The sequence below is a fragment of the Bacillus sp. YC2 genome (assembly GCF_019891195.1).
In the GTDB taxonomy this organism is placed as follows: domain Bacteria; phylum Bacillota; class Bacilli; order Bacillales; family Bacillaceae; genus Bacillus.
Genome location: NZ_JAHXDO010000004.1, coordinates 45300 through 61916, shown reverse-complemented (window position 1 = coordinate 61916; position 16617 = coordinate 45300). Strand labels below are relative to the sequence as shown.

The 16617-nt window shown below is 47.9% G+C and carries 18 protein-coding genes; 3 read left to right on the top strand and 15 right to left on the bottom strand.

Features of this window, described 5'->3' with window-relative positions; genetic code table 11:
• Window positions 1-13: 13 nt before the first annotated feature.
• The 7 genes from tgt to KY305_RS19950 all read right to left on the bottom strand — a co-directional run bounded on the left by tgt (window position 14) and on the right by KY305_RS19950 (window position 4933).
• Window positions 14-1159, bottom strand: coding sequence for a tRNA guanosine(34) transglycosylase Tgt (tgt, locus tag KY305_RS08585; RefSeq protein ID WP_223062183.1), 1146 nt, complete (start codon window positions 1157-1159; stop codon window positions 14-16).
• Window positions 1160-1186: 27 nt separating this feature from the next.
• Window positions 1187-2215, bottom strand: a complete 1029-nt coding sequence (gene queA, locus KY305_RS08580; protein ID WP_223062353.1) for a tRNA preQ1(34) S-adenosylmethionine ribosyltransferase-isomerase QueA — start codon at window positions 2213-2215, stop codon at window positions 1187-1189.
• 25 nt (window positions 2216-2240) lie between these two features.
• Window positions 2241-2441: a DUF2905 domain-containing protein gene (locus KY305_RS08575; RefSeq protein ID WP_223062182.1), complete on the bottom strand. Its 201-nt coding sequence runs from the start codon at window positions 2439-2441 to the stop codon at window positions 2241-2243.
• Window positions 2434-3438 (bottom strand): Holliday junction branch migration DNA helicase RuvB, encoded by a 1005-nt coding sequence (ruvB, locus tag KY305_RS08570; RefSeq protein ID WP_223062181.1) that lies wholly within the window; start codon window positions 3436-3438, stop codon window positions 2434-2436. Before ruvB ends, KY305_RS08575 begins: the two co-directional genes overlap by 8 nt.
• A gap of 10 nt (window positions 3439-3448) precedes the next feature.
• Window positions 3449-4054, bottom strand: coding sequence for a Holliday junction branch migration protein RuvA (ruvA, locus tag KY305_RS08565; protein ID WP_214798136.1), 606 nt, complete (start codon window positions 4052-4054; stop codon window positions 3449-3451).
• A gap of 136 nt (window positions 4055-4190) precedes the next feature.
• On the bottom strand, window positions 4191-4685 hold the full coding sequence (locus KY305_RS08560; protein ID WP_223062180.1) for an intercompartmental signaling factor BofC: 495 nt from the start codon (window positions 4683-4685) through the stop codon (window positions 4191-4193).
• Window positions 4686-4810: 125 nt separating this feature from the next.
• The gene (locus KY305_RS19950) at window positions 4811-4933 is read right to left on the bottom strand and encodes a hypothetical protein (protein WP_262417658.1); all 123 of its coding nucleotides are present in this window, start codon (window positions 4931-4933) and stop codon (window positions 4811-4813) included.
• 187 nt (window positions 4934-5120) lie between these two features.
• Here KY305_RS19950 and KY305_RS08555 point away from each other — a divergent pair, with 187 nt between their 5' ends.
• Window positions 5121-6569: an alanine/glycine:cation symporter family protein gene (locus KY305_RS08555; RefSeq protein ID WP_223062179.1), complete on the top strand. Its 1449-nt coding sequence runs from the start codon at window positions 5121-5123 to the stop codon at window positions 6567-6569.
• Between the two features lie 41 nt (window positions 6570-6610).
• Here KY305_RS08555 and KY305_RS08550 read toward each other — a convergent pair whose 3' ends face one another.
• The 5 genes from KY305_RS08550 to nadB all read right to left on the bottom strand — a co-directional run bounded on the left by KY305_RS08550 (window position 6611) and on the right by nadB (window position 12139).
• Complete coding sequence (locus tag KY305_RS08550; RefSeq protein WP_223062178.1) at window positions 6611-7216, bottom strand: YhcN/YlaJ family sporulation lipoprotein; 606 nt, start codon at window positions 7214-7216, stop codon at window positions 6611-6613.
• A gap of 134 nt (window positions 7217-7350) precedes the next feature.
• Window positions 7351-8508 (bottom strand): spore coat assembly protein SafA, encoded by a 1158-nt coding sequence (safA, locus tag KY305_RS08545; protein ID WP_223062177.1) that lies wholly within the window; start codon window positions 8506-8508, stop codon window positions 7351-7353.
• Between the two features lie 127 nt (window positions 8509-8635).
• Window positions 8636-9742, bottom strand: a complete 1107-nt coding sequence (gene nadA, locus KY305_RS08540; RefSeq protein ID WP_223062176.1) for a quinolinate synthase NadA — start codon at window positions 9740-9742, stop codon at window positions 8636-8638.
• Window positions 9729-10592, bottom strand: coding sequence for a carboxylating nicotinate-nucleotide diphosphorylase (gene nadC, locus KY305_RS08535; RefSeq protein ID WP_223062175.1), 864 nt, complete (start codon window positions 10590-10592; stop codon window positions 9729-9731). The genes nadA and nadC overlap by 14 nt, the downstream gene beginning before the upstream one ends.
• A complete protein-coding gene (gene nadB / locus KY305_RS08530; protein WP_223062174.1) occupies window positions 10574-12139 on the bottom strand; it encodes an L-aspartate oxidase in 1566 nt (521 codons plus the stop codon). The genes nadC and nadB overlap by 19 nt, the downstream gene beginning before the upstream one ends.
• 103 nt (window positions 12140-12242) lie before the next feature.
• On the opposite strand from nadB, the gene KY305_RS08525 reads away from it, so the two are divergent.
• Together KY305_RS08525 and KY305_RS08520 are read left to right on the top strand one after the other, a co-directional pair.
• On the top strand, window positions 12243-13394 hold the full coding sequence (locus KY305_RS08525) for an IscS subfamily cysteine desulfurase (RefSeq protein ID WP_223062173.1): 1152 nt from the start codon (window positions 12243-12245) through the stop codon (window positions 13392-13394).
• Complete coding sequence (locus tag KY305_RS08520) at window positions 13391-13933, top strand: transcription repressor NadR (RefSeq protein ID WP_214798123.1); 543 nt, start codon at window positions 13391-13393, stop codon at window positions 13931-13933. The genes KY305_RS08525 and KY305_RS08520 overlap by 4 nt, the downstream gene beginning before the upstream one ends.
• Window positions 13934-13961: 28 nt before the next feature.
• On the opposite strand, the gene pheA is transcribed toward KY305_RS08520, so the two are convergent.
• From pheA to obgE, 3 genes are read right to left on the bottom strand one after another with little or no spacing between them, the layout of a single operon-like run.
• Window positions 13962-14819 (bottom strand): prephenate dehydratase, encoded by an 858-nt coding sequence (gene pheA / locus KY305_RS08515; RefSeq protein WP_223062172.1) that lies wholly within the window; start codon window positions 14817-14819, stop codon window positions 13962-13964.
• A 14-nt stretch (window positions 14820-14833) separates the two neighbouring features.
• Window positions 14834-15277: a transcriptional regulator ThrR gene (gene thrR, locus KY305_RS08510; protein WP_007408173.1), complete on the bottom strand. Its 444-nt coding sequence runs from the start codon at window positions 15275-15277 to the stop codon at window positions 14834-14836.
• A gap of 53 nt (window positions 15278-15330) precedes the next feature.
• Window positions 15331-16617 (bottom strand): GTPase ObgE, encoded by a 1287-nt coding sequence (obgE, locus tag KY305_RS08505; protein ID WP_223062171.1) that lies wholly within the window; start codon window positions 16615-16617, stop codon window positions 15331-15333.

The window sequence follows — 16617 nt, the reverse complement described above, 5'->3', positions numbered from 1 at the left end:
AAGTATGTTTTATTTAGAAGCTTTTCGCATTTGGCTTGTTATAGCCGTAACGCTCAAAGAACTCTTCTCGGAAATCACCCAGACGATCCTCATGAATAGCCTGTCTTACCTGCTCCATTAAGTGTAACAGAAAATGAAGGTTATGGTAAGTTGTTAATCGAATTCCAAACGTTTCATTGCAGCGGATCAAATGTCTGATGTAAGCGCGTGAGTAATTTTTGCATGTATGGCAGCTGCACTCTTCATCAATCGGACGGAAATCCCGCTCATATTTAGCATTTTTCATATTCAGCCGGCCTTCATTAGTAAACACCGTGCCGTTTCGGGCAATACGTGTCGGCAGCACGCAGTCAAACATATCGACTCCGCGGATCGCCCCGTCAATTAAGGCATCCGGCGAACCGACGCCCATTAGGTATCTCGGCTTGTCCTTCGGCAAAAGCGGCGTCGTAAACTCAAGAACCCGGTTCATGACATGCTTCGGTTCGCCGACAGACAATCCGCCTATAGCATAGCCCGGAAAATCAAGGGAAATCAAGTCTTTCGCGCTTTGTGTCCGTAAATCTTCATACTCTCCGCCTTGGACGATACCGAAGAGGCCCTGCTCATCTGAGCGTCCGTGAGCCTTCAGACAGCGTTCCGCCCAGCGGCTTGTCCGCTCCACAGACCGTTTCATATAATCATACTCTGCGGGATACGGCGGGCATTCGTCAAACGCCATCATAATATCAGAGCCGAGCGCATTTTGAATTTCCATCGCTTTCTCCGGAGATAAAAACAGCTTATCTCCGTTTAAGTGATTGCGGAAATGAACGCCTTCTTCTTCGATGTTGCGGAACTTACTTAATGAAAAAACCTGAAAACCGCCGGAATCCGTTAAAATAGCGCGGTCCCAGTTCATGAACTGATGAAGTCCGCCCGCTTCTTTGACGATCTCATGTCCGGGACGGAGCCATAAATGGTAGGTGTTGCTTAAAATAATACCCGCATCCATTGATTTCAGCTCGTCAGGAGACATTGTCTTCACCGTTGCAAGCGTTCCTACAGGCATAAATACCGGTGTCTCAAAGGAGCCATGGGGCGTATGCACTCTGCCCAGACGCGCTCCCGTCTGTTTGCATTCCTTTATAAATTCATAACGTATAGGTTGTTCAGCCACTTGATATGAGGCCTCCTGTCATTCAAATTAGATAATCAGCATGGCGTCGCCAAAGCTGAAGAAACGATATTCCTCTTCTACCGCGTGGCGGTATGCATGAAGAACATGATCTCTGCCGGCAAGCGCAGAAACAAGCATAATCAGCGACGATTTCGGCAGGTGAAAATTTGTGATCATGCCGTCTATCGCTTTAAACTCGTAGCCGGGATAAATGAAAATGGAAGTCCAGCCGCTTGAAGCGGTAAACATGCCGTCATTGTCGCCGGCAATGGTTTCAAGCGTACGCGTAGATGTCGTTCCGACTGACACAATGCGGCCGCCCGCTTTTCTGACCTCATTTAAAGAGGCGGCGGTTTCTTCCGTCATCTCATAAAATTCCGCATGCATATTGTGTTCTTCCACTTCATCCGCGCTGACCGGACGGAATGTCCCCAGCCCGACGTGAAGAGTGATAAATTCTATCCGTACGCCTTTTTGCTTCAGCTCGTCCAGGATTTCTTCCGTAAAATGAAGCCCGGCTGTCGGCGCGGCGGCAGAACCGATTTCCTTTGAGAAAACGGTTTGGTAACGTTCTTTGTCGTCAAGCTGCTCTTTTATATATGGCGGCAGCGGCATTTCACCGAGCGATTCAAGCACTTCATAGAAAATTCCGTCGTAACGGAACTCCACTTTTCTGCCGCCGTGATCAAGCTCTTCTGTGCAAATCGCTTTCAGCCGGCCGTCGCCAAACGTCAGAACCGTGCCTTTTTTCACACGTTTCGCCGGCTTTACAAGCGTTTCCCATCTGTCGTTTTCTTCCTGTTTTAACAAAAGGAGCTCCACTTTCGCCCCCGTATCTTCTTTTGTGCCGAATAATCTGGCAGGCAGAACACGGGTATTGTTCAATACGAGACAATCCCCTTTTTTAAAAAAGCTGACAATCTCTTTAAATGAACTGTCCGTAAGCCCTCCCGTATGTTTATCAAGCACCATCAGCCGTGAAGCGTCACGCTGTTTCAGCGGCACTTGGGCAATTAAGTGATCAGGCAGTTCAAAATCAAATAAATCGACTTTCATCATTTCACCTTTATTCTGTCTTTTGTTATTTCATTCTGCTGAAAAGATTGAGTAAGATTGATAATATCACACTGATTATAATACAAGTAACAACGGGAAAGAAAAATGTTACGTTTCCTTTTTTGACGAAAATATCTCCGGGCATCCTTCCGACAAAATGCCAGACTGCTCCGGCAATAAGCAAAACAGCACCAAGAACCATGAGAATTTTAGGAAATTCAGTCATAGCGGGGCGCCTCCAACCGAAAATGCTCATACACAGCCCGCGTCACGATCCGCCCTCTCGGCGTTCTTTGAAGAAATCCGATTTGCAGAAGGTACGGTTCGTATACGTCCTCTATTGTATGCGGTTCTTCGCCGATTGTCGCGGAAATCGTGTCAAGCCCTACAGGACCTCCGTTGAATTTTTCAATCATACCCATTAAAAGCTTGTGGTCAATATGGTCAAGGCCGAGCGCGTCAACTTGAAGACGCTCAAGCGCATCGTGAGCAATTTCTTCTGTAATGCGGCTGTCGCCTAACACTTGGGCAAAATCTCTGACCCTTCTGAGGAGCCGGTTTGCGACCCGCGGCGTTCCCCTTGAGCGCCTGGCAATTTCTAAAGCAGGCGCTTTTTCTATATCCACTTCAAATACCTCTGCCGTTCTCGAAACGATATCTGTCAGCTCTTCCTGCGTATAATATTCAAGACGCGACAGCACCCCGAACCGATCTCTGAGCGGCGCCGTTAAAAGACCGACCCTCGTCGTTGCGCCTACCAGCGTAAAAGGCGGAAGATCGAGACGGACGGATCTGGCGGAAGGGCCTTTTCCAATAACGATATCGAGGCAGAAATCCTCCATCGCAGGATACAGCACTTCTTCGATTGAGCGGTTCAGTCTGTGAATTTCATCTATAAACAGTACATCACCCGGCTCAAGCGCCGTCAAAATCGCAGCTAAATCGCCGGGTCTTTCAATCGCAGGCCCTGACGTGGTCCGCATCTCTACGCCCATCTCATTGGCCACAATGGATGCAAGCGTTGTTTTCCCGAGCCCGGGCGGCCCGTATAAAAGAACATGATCAAGCGTTTCCTGCCTCATTTTTGCCGCATCGATAAACACGCGCAAATTTTCTTTTACCTTCTGCTGGCCGATGTATTGCGCGAGCCTTTGCGGCCTGAGGCTTTGCTCTATTATTGATTCATGGCTGTCTGCTTCACTTGAAACGAGCCGTTCATCCATGAACATCACCTTACTTTAATAGTTTTTGCAATGCTTTTTTCACATATTGATCTGTGGAAAGCGCCGTTTCCTCTTTTAAGTGAGGAAGCACTTTCTTAATCTCTTTCTCGGCATAACCGAGAACCCTGAGCGCTTCAAGCGCCTCGTCGAGCGCCGTCTCAGCCTCTTGTTTTTCAATGCGTTCTTCATGATTGAACAAGTTGTCGATCATTTCAGGCACTACATCGGCAAGCTTCCCTTTTAAATCCAGAATGATCTGCCGGGCCGTTTTTTTGCCGACGCCGGGAAACTTCACCAAAAAGGCTTCATCTTCCTGTTCAATCGCTTCAATGACCGCCCCCGGATCACCCGAACCGAGTATCGCAAGCGCCCCTTTCGGCCCGATGCCGGTGACGTTTAACAGCTTTGTGAAAAGCGCTTTTTCTTCACGCGTTGAAAAACCGTACAGGGAAAAGGCGTCTTCTTTAATATGATGGTACGTAAAAATGGTTTCTTGATTGCTTACCTTATAGATAAACGGATTCGGTGTGAAGATCTGATAGCCGATTCCGCCGTTTTCAATCACAATGTACTGGGGAGATACGTAATCAATCGTCCCCTTCACGAATTCAATCACACCTATTCACCTCTTTGACTGCTTTTCATTGTACCATAAAAACAGCCAAAGTCTTAAGAAAAGTTAACGTATGTTCGCTTTGCCTCCCTTCTCACGTCAGAAAAAAAAGACATGGGGAACATGTCTTACACAAAAGTCATCCGCTGTATGTCTTAATATGATCGATGACGCTCTCAAATTCTGCTTTTGTCCTGTACGGTATGCCGTTTTCCAAGTGTTTTTGCAAATGACTTTCCAGCCGTTCTAAATCAATCTGAAAGAAGGACTGGATCGGCTCCGCTAAAGAGTCGGGACGGCCGTGAAAAGTGGAAATGACGCCCCCGTCCGTGATGCCGATATATCCGTTGACTTTGCTGAGCGGAGAGATATCATCTACTTGTTTGCGGAACAGCACAAACCCTTTTTTCTGTTCAACAAGCGTCCATCCCGCATAGGCCGCCCAAAAATCCTCCATCGCCAAAACGGTTTCATCCGTATGTTCAATGCCGACATCTCCGTCTAAATAGACCCTTTCCAGCTGCACGTGCACCCGCAGCGGCCCGTAATGCTCGACTTCCGCTCCAAACGCGCGGGACTCCCCTGTAAAAAGGGCTGCGGCTGATAATATAAGCATAAACAAAAGACGTTTCATCAAAAACACCTCTTTATTCAATCAAACTCTTTATGCTAGTTTGACCAAAGATGCGGCGGCTTAACCATTCTTTCCTTTGCATCCGCAAAAAAGCAGCCCTCCCGTCCGAAGGCTGCCTTGCCATGCTATTTGCGCTTACCTGCAATCAGTTTCATTTGCTCGGCTGTCAGCTTGAGGTGATAGCCCCTGACGGTCAGATACGCTTCCCCTGCCCCGCAGCTTTGGTCATACTGGTTTGTTTTTTTCATTCCGGCCCCTCCGTCTCTTTCTTCTTGCTTTCATCTTATCAAGGCGATATGAAGGGCATTTTAAGGAAATGTAAAGAAATGGTGAAGATGGTTTTTTAATAATGAGGGAGAAAATATCCCAAAAAAATTGTGTAAATAGTCATACCGCTCCATAATCCAAATATACGACAAACAAGGGGGAATCTGATTGGCAGAGTTTACAGCAAGCTTAAACGGTATTTTATGGAGCACGCCCGTTATTTATATTTTGTTAGCCGTCGGCCTTATCTTTTCCATTTTGACCCGGTTTTTGCAAGTCCGGCATATAAAAGAGATGGTTCTTCTGATGTTTCAAGGAAAAAGCTCTGAAGCCGGCGTATCGTCATTTCAGGCATTATCTATTGCGCTTTCAGGGCGCGTAGGGACGGGGAATATTGCCGGCGTGGCAACAGCCATAGCATTCGGCGGTCCCGGCGCCGTGTTTTGGATGTGGGTCATCGCCTTTATCGGTTCAGCCAGCGCCTTTGTCGAGTCCACCCTCGCGCAAATTTATAAAGTAAAAGAAAACGGCCAGTACAGGGGCGGTCCTGCTTATTACATAGAAAAAGGAATCGGAATCAAATGGTTTGCCGTATTGTTCGCCTTTGCCGCACTCATTGCCATGGCTGTCCTGATGCCGGGTGTTCAATCCAATTCGATCGCGGAAGGAATAAATAACGCATTTGGCATCAGTCCCATTTTTACGGGCTGCTTCCTCGTGCTGCTGCTCGGTTTTATCATTTTCGGCGGAGTGAAACGGATCGCTCAGGCCGCGCAGATGATCGTTCCGTTCATGGCCTTGGGTTATATCCTTTTGTCACTTGTCATTATATTGATGAATATTACGGAGCTGCCTGCGGTTATCGCACTGATTTTCAAAAGCGCGTTTGCATTGGATTCTGCGTTTGGCGGACTCATCGGAATGGCGATTTCTTGGGGAGTGAAACGGGGAATCTATTCTAATGAAGCAGGGCAGGGAACAGGAGCTCACCCGGCGGCCGCCGCAGAGGTTTCTCACCCGGCCAAGCAAGGTTTGGTTCAGGCTTTTTCGGTTTATATTGATACGCTGTTTGTCTGTTCGGCAACCGCATTTATGATTTTATTTACAGGGATGTTTAATACTCAGGCAGAGAACGGCTCTTATATTGTCAACCATGTCAAAGGAGTCGAAGCAGGCCCCGGTTTTACTCAGGCGGCAATTGATCAAGTTATGCCGGGATTTGGTGCAGGTTTTGTTGCAGTCGCTCTTTTCTTCTTCGCTTTTACGACCATTATGGCTTATTACTACATCGCCGAGACCAATATCGTCTACTTAACACGGGGCGGAAACAACAAATGGGCGATGCTCGGCTTAAAAGCAATCATTCTTATCGCAACGTTTTACGGAGCGGTTAAAACGGCAGATATCGCCTGGGCGCTGGGAGATGCCGGGCTGGGAATCATGGTATGGCTGAATGTCATCGCCATTGTCGTGCTTGCAAAACCGGCTTTGCTTACGTTAAAAGACTATGAAAGACAGAAAAAACAAGGGCTTGACCCTGTGTTTGATCCTAAGGCGCTCGGCATAAAAAACGCTGTTTTTTGGGAAAAGGAGTATGCTGATAAACGGGTGTCTTAATATGTAAACACTGCCGGATGACATCATCCGGCAGTTTGCTTTTAACGGCTGTTTTGATTCATGTCGCGCAGCCTTGTAAATGTTGCATTATCGGTAAACACTTGAATCGTGCGTCCGTCTGCAAATTTTTGCGCTGCCTTTTTAACTTGCTTATCATTATGTTTCGTAAAAGGATGGTTCGTTCTGACAGCGATTACGACTCGGGTATCGGTAACAATAACCTGAGCATCCTGAACGCCGTTTACTTTTTTCACACGGTCTGCAATGTTTGCTGCCGTTCTGATATTTCCGGCATTGTCATAGCCATTGTATGACATCGCAGCCGGGTTGTTAACGTTACGGTTGTTACGGCCGTTATAAGTTCCGTCCGTTGTTAACGGAACGCCGTCATTCGGTGCATATCGATCGGACACATTCGTTGTATTATGACGGCCGTTTCGATTTTCCATCATTTCGGAAATTGGGCCTTGGTGGTCCATTCCGTTCTGACGTCTGCCGATATCATTATCATTTGAATAGTACCCGACAGGACGGGTTGTCTGATTATGATTGTAACGCCCATCATTCATGGCATTGTTTGCTCCGCATGCTGATAAGCTTGCTGTCACGACCAAAAGGCCGGCTATCGTCGTCAATTTTTTACCCAATGGAAAAACCCCCCGTGGATTCATCGCTATCTGAGCGTTTCCGCTCATGTTTAGGATGTGCGGCAAACGGAGGGTTTAAGCTTGTCAGTTATGACCAGCATAAAAAAAGGAACGACATACATCGTCCCGAACGATTAATCCTCTTCTTCTTCCGGCCGGCCGAACATTTGGTTTGCGCTCGGCTGATTCGGCGTGACATTTGGGGCTGCTCCGCCGTAAGGCATATAAGCTCCCATATTCGGATAAGCCTGCACAGGCATATTTGCATAATGGTGATGTCCTCCGTGATGATGGTGATGATGATGTGAATCATGACAGCCGCAATCATCATCCTTATATTTTCCATCCTCATGTCCATGAGGCGCATTCGCATAATGATGTGCTCCGCTTCCCGGATAACCGCCGTAATATGGCATATGAGCGTACGCTGTGCCTCCATAAAATGGTGCAGCCGATGATTTATAGCCGTCATAATGGCCGTGCTCCGCATTCTCAAGAGCCTGATTTTCATATCCGCCGTATCCAGCCGGTGAAACATAGCCCGGATGGAACCCGTATGAATATGGCATCGGATAGCCTCCGCTTATCGGATAAAAAGGATGGCACAATCCTGAACCCGGCAGCACCGGCGTGACCGGAACCGGACATGGGCAGCAAGGCATCGGGTAATGCATATACGGCTCAACCATCGGCATGGCTGGAATATTAGGCATATTCGGTATGTTATAAGCTATATTTTCTTCTTCCAGCTTGCCGGCTTCAGGCGCCTTCGGCATATTAGGCATATTCGGGTAATTCGAGTTTTCCATATTGATCATTGCCTCCTGTTGTGGAAATTTATTCTTGTCAAACTCATTCTCTTTCGGCTCGACAAAATGCGTCACTGGCTCCTCCGGCTTAGGAGGCGACCACGGCTGAAACAGCTGATTGGATGGATAATATTGATTCATATCAGCTTCCGGCAGTACATTTTCATGCTTTTCGGGCATTGGCGGCACATACGGCACTGGCGGCTTTTCTTCTTCCGGCATTGTGTCTTCAATGTCCACAACTGATTTCGGCTTTTCCTTAGCATATGGATGCTCGTGCTTTTGCACTGAAGGCCCGAAGTGTGCCTTAGGTTCTTTTCTGACCGGAACGGCTTCTGAAGGTACTTTTATCTTCATTCCAGGCATGATTAAGTCTGGATTGCTGAGCTGAGTATTCAGTTTTTTTACCTCTTCAAAATCAACTCCGTATTTTTCAGCTATTTTCCAGAGCGAATCGCCTTTTTGAACGATATGAATTTTCAACGTTTTCCCCTCCTATGCACAAAACGTGAACGGTTCATTTGTCATTACAATATGTTTCTTCACAATATATGCCTACGTACAAGGCATGATGATTAAAAATTTTGAAAGGAGGGGAATTTTTTCATATTTACGTATGTTTCAGCATTCTGTTTAACGCCCGCAATGCTTCTTTTTGAACGGCCTTCGGCACTTTGATAACGCCTGTCGGCTCGCCTTTTTCCAGCTGCTCTAACGACCACAGTAAATGAGGAAGGTCAATTCTGTTCATCGTCAGACACGGGCACATATCAGGATTCAGCGATTCAATTTGTTTATCCGGATGCGACTGAATGAGGCGCTGTACAAGGTTCATCTCCGTTCCAATCGCCCATTTGCTGTTCGGTTCAGCCCGTTCTATCGTATCAATGATGTATTTGGTAGAGCCGCTGTCGTCGCTGAGTGAGACCACCTCCCGCGAGCATTCAGGATGAACGATAATGCGAATCTCCGGATCACGCTTACGCAAATGAGAAATATTTTCTTCGGTAAACTTTTCATGGACAGAGCAATGGCCTTTCCACAGAATGACCCTTATCTTTTCCGGGTGTTCCTCAGTGAGCAATTGTTCCTGTATCGGGTCCCATACAGCCATATCCTCCAACGGGATACCGAGATCATAAGCCGTATTTCTGCCCAGATGCTGATCCGGCAAAAATAAGATTCTTTTCTTTTGCTTAAAAGCCCATTCCAGCACTTTCCGGGCATTTGAAGAAGTCACAGTCGCCCCGCCATGCCGCCCGACAAACGCCTTAATTTCCGCAGTAGAATTGACATACGTTAAGGGGATGATGGTGTCTCCGTACAAACGCTGAAGCTCTTCCCATGCTTTATCCGTCTGCTGTATATCTGCCATGTCTGCCATCGAACAGCCCGCGCGCATATCAGGCAAAATAACGGTTTGGTCATCTGCAGTCAGCATATCTGCCGTTTCAGCCATAAAATGTACGCCGCAAAACACAATATATTCCGCTTCTTTATTTTTTTTCGCCACCTGGGCAAGCTGAAGGGAGTCACCCGTCGTATCGGCAAATTGAATGACCTCATCCTTTTGATAGTGATGGCCGGGAATGAACAGACGCTTCCCGAATTTCCGTTTCACTGCAGCGACCCGATCCTCCATTTCCCGAACGGTCAGCTCTTTATAACGGCTCGGCATGAATTCATTTGATTTCGTCATGACATCAAAGATTGACATTTTCCAGTCCCCCCGTTTTTGATACTGCAACATCCATACTGATGTCGGCGCTTTTGACAGAATGAGTCAGAAACCCTAAGGAAATGAACTGAATGCCCGTTCCCTTATAAGCAGGCAATGTCTCAAGCGTAATTCCCCCGGATGCTTCCGTTTTGATATGATCCGGAGTCATTTTCGCAAATTGCCGGACAGTTTCAGGCGGACAATTATCAAACATAATGACATCCGCTCCGGCCTCAATCGCTTCTTGAAGCTGCTGCTCTGATTCAATCTCAACTTCTATCGCAAGCATATGGCCCGCTGTTTTCCGCGCCCGCTCCATAGCCGCCTTTATTGAACCGCTCGCTGCGATATGGTTATCTTTAATCATGATGCCGTCATATAAGCCGAACCGGTGGTTGTGCCCTCCCCCTATTCGAACGGCATATTTTTCAAGCATTCGCAGGCCCGGCGTCGTTTTTCTCGTATCGCAAAGCTTAATGGCCGGATCATTCAGGCGTCTTTTGGCCTCATCGGTCATCGTCGCGATGCCGGACATTCTCTGAATGAGGTTGAGAATGACGCGCTCCCCGGTAAGAAGTGAAGCTGCAGGTCCTTCTAATGAGGCAAGAATGTCTCCTTTTTTCATCCGCTCTCCGTCTTTTTTGATGAAATCGATGCGGATGTCACTGTCTAAAAGCCCGTAACCTTCACGGATAATTGCAGCTCCGGCAAATACTCCGTCAGTTTTGGCGATCATTTCAGCCTTACACCGATGATCTGAAAAGATCGCTTGTGATGTGGCGTCCCCTGATCCGATATCCTCCTGAAAAAAATGAGTCAGCATTTTCTTTAGCTGCAAAACGTCCATTGTTTCCAAATCCCTTCGTTTTTTCTGATGACTGTTTCTGATTTCGAATGAATGATTTGTTTTCCGCGCCACTGTTCCTCCGTTTGCGGAAAATCAGACCGAAAATGTGCCCCCCTGCTTTCTTCCCGCAGCAGTGCAGAGGCTGTCACAAGTTTTGCGGCCTGCCATAAGAAAGAAAGCTCTGCTTGTTCAATTGTGATATTCTTCACATTGATATGATCCACAGATGCTTCAGAAAGCCATTTTTCCATCGCCTGCAATTGTTCCTTTTCTCTGACAATGCCGACTGTATTTGTCATTCCGGCTTGGAGCTCTTGAAGCGGGATATCCGGTACTGAACAGATCATGTCCGGCTCCGCTGATGCTTTTTTAAATCTTCCATTGACCGGCTTTCGAATGATATGTTCAGCCGCTCTTTGCCCGCTCGCCAGCGCCTCCAGCAGTGAATTGCTTGCAAGCCGGTTCGCTCCGTGCAAGCCGGTGCAGGCGGTTTCTCCTATTGCGTATAGGTCAGGCACAGCGGTTTCTCCCCATGTATTGACTTTTACACCGCCCATCAAAAAATGCATCCCCGGGGCTACAGGTATTCCTTCGCTGATATCGACACCTGCTGCTTGACAAATGCCTGTTATGGTCGGAAATCGCTTTTCAAAACCGGAAATTCGGCTGCAGTCCATGCTGATCGGATTATTTCTCATCATCTCTTCGTGAATGACTCTTGAGACAACGTCTCTTGGCGCCAAATCTTCCAGCGGGTGCCTGCCGGCCATAATCCGGCGCCCTGACAGGTCCGTTAAACAACCGCCCTCTCCTCTGACCGCTTCAGATATAAGCCCGTGTGCGGCTCCGTTTTTGATAAGGAGCGTCGGATGAAACTGGGTGAATTCCATATCCGTTATCTCCGCCCCCGCCCGGTAAGCAAGCGCGATTCCGTCTCCCGTTATAGCAGAATCGTTTGTATGATGCTGATAAAGATTGCCGCAGCCGCCGGATGCGAGCACTACATAGTCCGCTCTTCTGTATGAAACCAAGCCCTCTGCATCCCTCACAGCAACCCCGGCACATCTGCCGTGCTCAATCAGCAGATCTACTGCCATTTCTTGTTCAATGATTTGTATTCTGCTGCTAAGCTGCTGAAGCAGAAAATCAACCAAGATTCGTCCGGTGGCGTCTCCTCCGGCATGCAGAATTCTTCGGATTGAATGAGCCCCTTCTTTACCGAGGCTCACTTCTCCGCATGAATCAAGATCAAATGGAAATTGGCTTGCCATCAGCTGATTGATGATTTTTCTCCCGCTCTTCAACAGTTCCCGAACAGCTGTCACATCATTATGGCCGCAGCCCGCGTACAGCGTATCGTTTACATGGGACTCGATGGAGTCTTCTTTTGCGTAAGAAGCGGCAATTCCGCCTTGGGCATAATGTGAATTGCTGTTTTTAACCTTTTTTTTCGTGATGACAGTCACTTGGTATGACGGGGGCAATGAGGAAGCAAATGAAAGTGCGGCCGTCCCCGAACCAATGACAATAATTGTTTTTTCAGACATACATCGGCCTCCTGTTGTTTACACCTGTCTTGACACCTATATTTACACAACGATAAAATAAACTCAAGCATTTTTTATCATGAACGGATAGGAGACTGACTACATGATTTATCTTGACTACGCAGCGTCAGCGCCTGTGTGCGAAGAAGCCCTGCAAGTATTTCAGCGCCTCAGCACGGAGGTATACGGAAATGCGAGCAGCCTTCATGACGCCGGCGGAAAAGCGGCCAATGTGCTCACATACTGCAGAAATTCTTTAGGAGAGCTGATCGGGGGAGAGGCTGACGGCATTTATTTTACAGGCGGCGGAACGGAAGCAAACATACTGGCGGTTCAATCATTGTTAAATGCCCTTCCCGCCGGAAAAAAACATTTTATTACGACCGCCATGGAGCATCATTCCATTCAAAATGCCGCGGCTTTTCTGTGTCATCAGGGGATTGACGTCACTATCATGTATCCCGATCAAAACGGGGTTATTACCGAGGACATATTGGCAGCCCATATCAGGCCTGATACAGGGTTGGTTTCCATTCAGCATGCCAATTCAGAAACAGGCCTCATTCAGCCGGTGCAGCACCTGGCGGCATTTCTCCATAAAAGAGGGATTCTCCTGCATTGCGATTGCGTGCAAACCTTTGGCAAATTGCCGATTCATGCCGATGAGACCGGAATAGACGCCCTTTCCGTTTCGAGCCATAAGGTGTACGGGCCTAAGGGGGCAGGCGCCGTTTATATTCGGCCCGGTGTCAGCTGGAAGCCGGTTTATCCCTATACAGTACATGAAAATGGTTTTCGGGCCGGTACGGTCAATGTGCCGGGAATCGGCGCTTTTACGGCTGCTGCGGAATATGCAGTGAAGAATATGAAAAAAAACCGTCTGCATGCTGAAAGCTTGCAGCATTATTTGTTTGAGCAAGTCCGTCTTCGCAGTTTACCCGTCTCATTCTCTGCTGAGGAGACGGAGGGCGAGTGCCTGCCCCACATTGTCGGGTGTTTTTTTCACTCCTTTGAAGGACAATATGTTATGTTAGAATGTAATCGAAACGATATTTGCATCTCAACGGGCAGCGCTTGTTCCGCCGGGCACCACGGCCCTTCTTCGGCTATGAAGGCATTGAAAAAAACCGAACGGGACGCGCGGCGGTTTATCCGGATTTCATTCGGGAACGAGACCGCATTTGACCAGCTTGATGTGTTATTACATACGTTTACGGCGCTATGGGAGCAAAGGAAAGGAGAATCAGCAATTTGACAGAAGGAACAAAGCTTACGGGGGCAAAAAGACGCGAGACGCTGCTTCATTGGCTGAAAGAAGCCGGCTCACCATTAACAGGGGGGGAATTAGCAAAAAAAGCGAACGTGTCGAGGCAAGTCATCGTGCAGGACATTTCGCTGCTGAAAGCAAAAAATGAGCCGATCATCGCAACCAGCCAAGGCTACTTATACATCAGCCGGACCGCGGGCGGCGAAAAAGACGCAGAACGGATTATCGCCTGCATACACGGACCGGAGCGGACGGAAGAAGAACTTGAACTCATCGTCGACGAAGGTGTCACCATAAAGGACGTAATCATTGAACATCCCGTATACGGCGATTTAACGGCTTCCATACGGGTCAGCACCCGTAAAGAAATGAAACAGTTCATGAATAAAATTAACTCGACAAACGCCGCTCACCTGTCTCAGCTGACCGGTGGCGTGCATCTTCATACTTTGAGCGCACCGACAGAAGAGCGGATTGATCAAGCCTGCCAGGCGCTGGATGACGCAGGAATATTAATCAAGGATTAAAAAAAGCCCTCAAGCAAGAGGGCTTTTTTTACAGACGGTAGGATTGATAAGTTCCGAGAAGCTTGACCCGGCAGCCTAGGGCTTCCAGTTCTTGAACGGCGCCCGGAATGAGCACCTTATCCATCGCCTGTTCAATATCGATGATAAAGAAATAGTTGCCCAGACCGGTTTTTGTCGGGCGCGATTCAATCTTTGACAGGTTTAAGTTTCTCCATGAAAAAGCAGACAGCACCCTGTGCAGGGCGCCTGATTGGTCGTCCTGAGGGAGCGTCACCATCAGCGTCGTTTTCGGTCTTGAAGACAGCTTCGCGTTCACTTCAAATGAGACATCTTTTTCAGGTGAAAGAATGACAAATCTTGTGTGGTTGTCCTGATAATCCTGGATGTCACGCTTGACGATGCGTAATCCGTATGTAGCGGCCGCCATTTCATTTGCAATGACACCGATCGGAAGTTCAGGATGCTCACTGACATATTTAGCCGCCGCACCAGTTGATTTTGCATACTCATAAGGAACAGACGAAAAATGCCGGTGAAGAAATTTATGGCATTGCGCGATCGCGTGAGAATGGGAATAGATTTTCTCAAGGTGTTTCCACTCACTTTCTCTCGAAGGGTGGATGAGCAGATGCTGGTGAATCGGCAGCGTCATTTCCCCCACGATCGATAAAGGCTGTTCGTGAATCAAGTAGTCTATCGTTAAATTAACCGATCCCTCCAGCGCATTCTCTAAAGGAACAAAGGCGAGATCAACTTCCCCTGCAACCGCCGCATCCATGCATGCCGGTATCGTATGGTACGCAGCTTGTGTCATACTGTTTTGAAAGCAAGAACTGACTGCTAGATGTGTAAATGTAGCTTCTGGACCTAAATAACCGACTTTCATGATTTCTTCTCTCCTTACGCACCTGACCCTAAGATTTCAACTTTCTCTATAAAATCAAATTTTCTCAGTTTATTCATTAACGTATGAATGTTTTCTTCCATTGCGGACGTGCTGATTGAGAGCGTTACATTCGCCCTGCCCTGAAGCGGAATCGTCTGGTGAATGGAAAGCACATTGCTTCCAGAGTCAGCTACCGCCTGCAAAAGCTGGGATAACGCGCCTGACCGATCCTCCAAATGAAAGAAAAGTGTGATTATTTGTTCTTTTACCATTGTATAAAAAGGGAAAACAGCATCTCTGTATTTGTAGAAAGCGCTTCTGCTTAAATCCACTTTTTGCACGGCGTCTGCAACTGACTCAGCTTTTTTTCTGTCGAGCAGCTTTTTAACTTCGAGGGTCTTTCGCATCGCATCAGGCAAAACATCTTCACGGACTAAATAAAATGTCTCTTCTTTCATTTGCACCCCTCCCTCTTACATCAGAGAGCCTGCAAAGCAAGCTCTCCTTTTTTTTAATCAATAAATTCAAATTCAAATTCCAAGAGCCTGATGATATCGCCGTCTTTTGCTCCCTGTTCTCTCAGCGCTTCATCAACGCCCATTCCGCGCATCTGTCTGGCAAAGCGCTTGACGGATTCGTCACGGGAGAAGTCAGTCATCTTAAACAGACGTTCAAGACTGTCTCCTGAAAGCACAAATGCACCGTCAGGATCGCGGGTAATGTCAAACGGCATTTCTTCATCTTCCATCGTGTACAAGACGCGGTTTTCCGCCAGTTCTTCCTCATCATACAGCGGGAATTCAGGCGTTGTTTCCAATTGGTTAGCGACTTCAAACAGAAGCTCGCGGAGCCCTTCTCTCGTCACCGCACTGATCGGGAAGACAGGATGGTCATCCTGAAGCTTTTCTTTAAACGCCTTTAAGTTTTCAGCTGCCTCAGGCATGTCCATTTTATTTGCGACTATAATTTGCGGGCGCTCTGTCAGCCGCAGATTATACTCACTGAGCTCCTGATTAATGGTCAGATAATCCTCATACGGATCGCGGCCTTCCATCGCCGACATATCAATCACGTGGACAATGACGCGCGTCCGTTCGATATGACGGAGAAATTGGTGGCCTAACCCGACCCCTTCATGAGCCCCTTCAATCAAACCGGGCAAATCCGCCATGACGAAGCTTCTCGCGTCATCTGTTTCCACCATGCCCAGATTCGGAACAAGCGTTGTAAAATGATAATCCGCGATTTTCGGTTTTGCCGATGATACGACAGACAAAAGCGTAGATTTTCCGACACTCGGGAAACCGACGAGGCCTACGTCTGCAAGTACCTTTAATTCAAGCACGATATAGCGCTCTTTTCCCGGTTCTCCGTGCTCTGACAGCTGCGGTGCCGGATTGGCTGGTGTCGCAAAGCGGGAATTTCCGCGTCCGCCCCGTCCGCCTTTTGCAATGACGGCGCGCTGGCCGTGCTCAGTCAGATCAGCAATGACCTGCTTTGTATCATCATCTGTCACGACTGTGCCGGGCGGAACTTTAATCACCATGTCATCCGCGTTTTTGCCGTGCTGATTTTTAGACATGCCGTGCTCGCCGCGGATGGCTTTGAAATGTCTTTGGTACCGGAAATCCATTAACGTGCGCAGCCCTTCATCGACCTCAAAAACGACGTCGCCGCCTTTTCCTCCGTCGCCGCCCGCAGGCCCGCCTTTCGGCACATATTTTTCACGGCGGAACGCAACCATTCCGTTACCGCCGTCGCCGCCTTTTACATATACTTTCACCTGATCTACAAACAT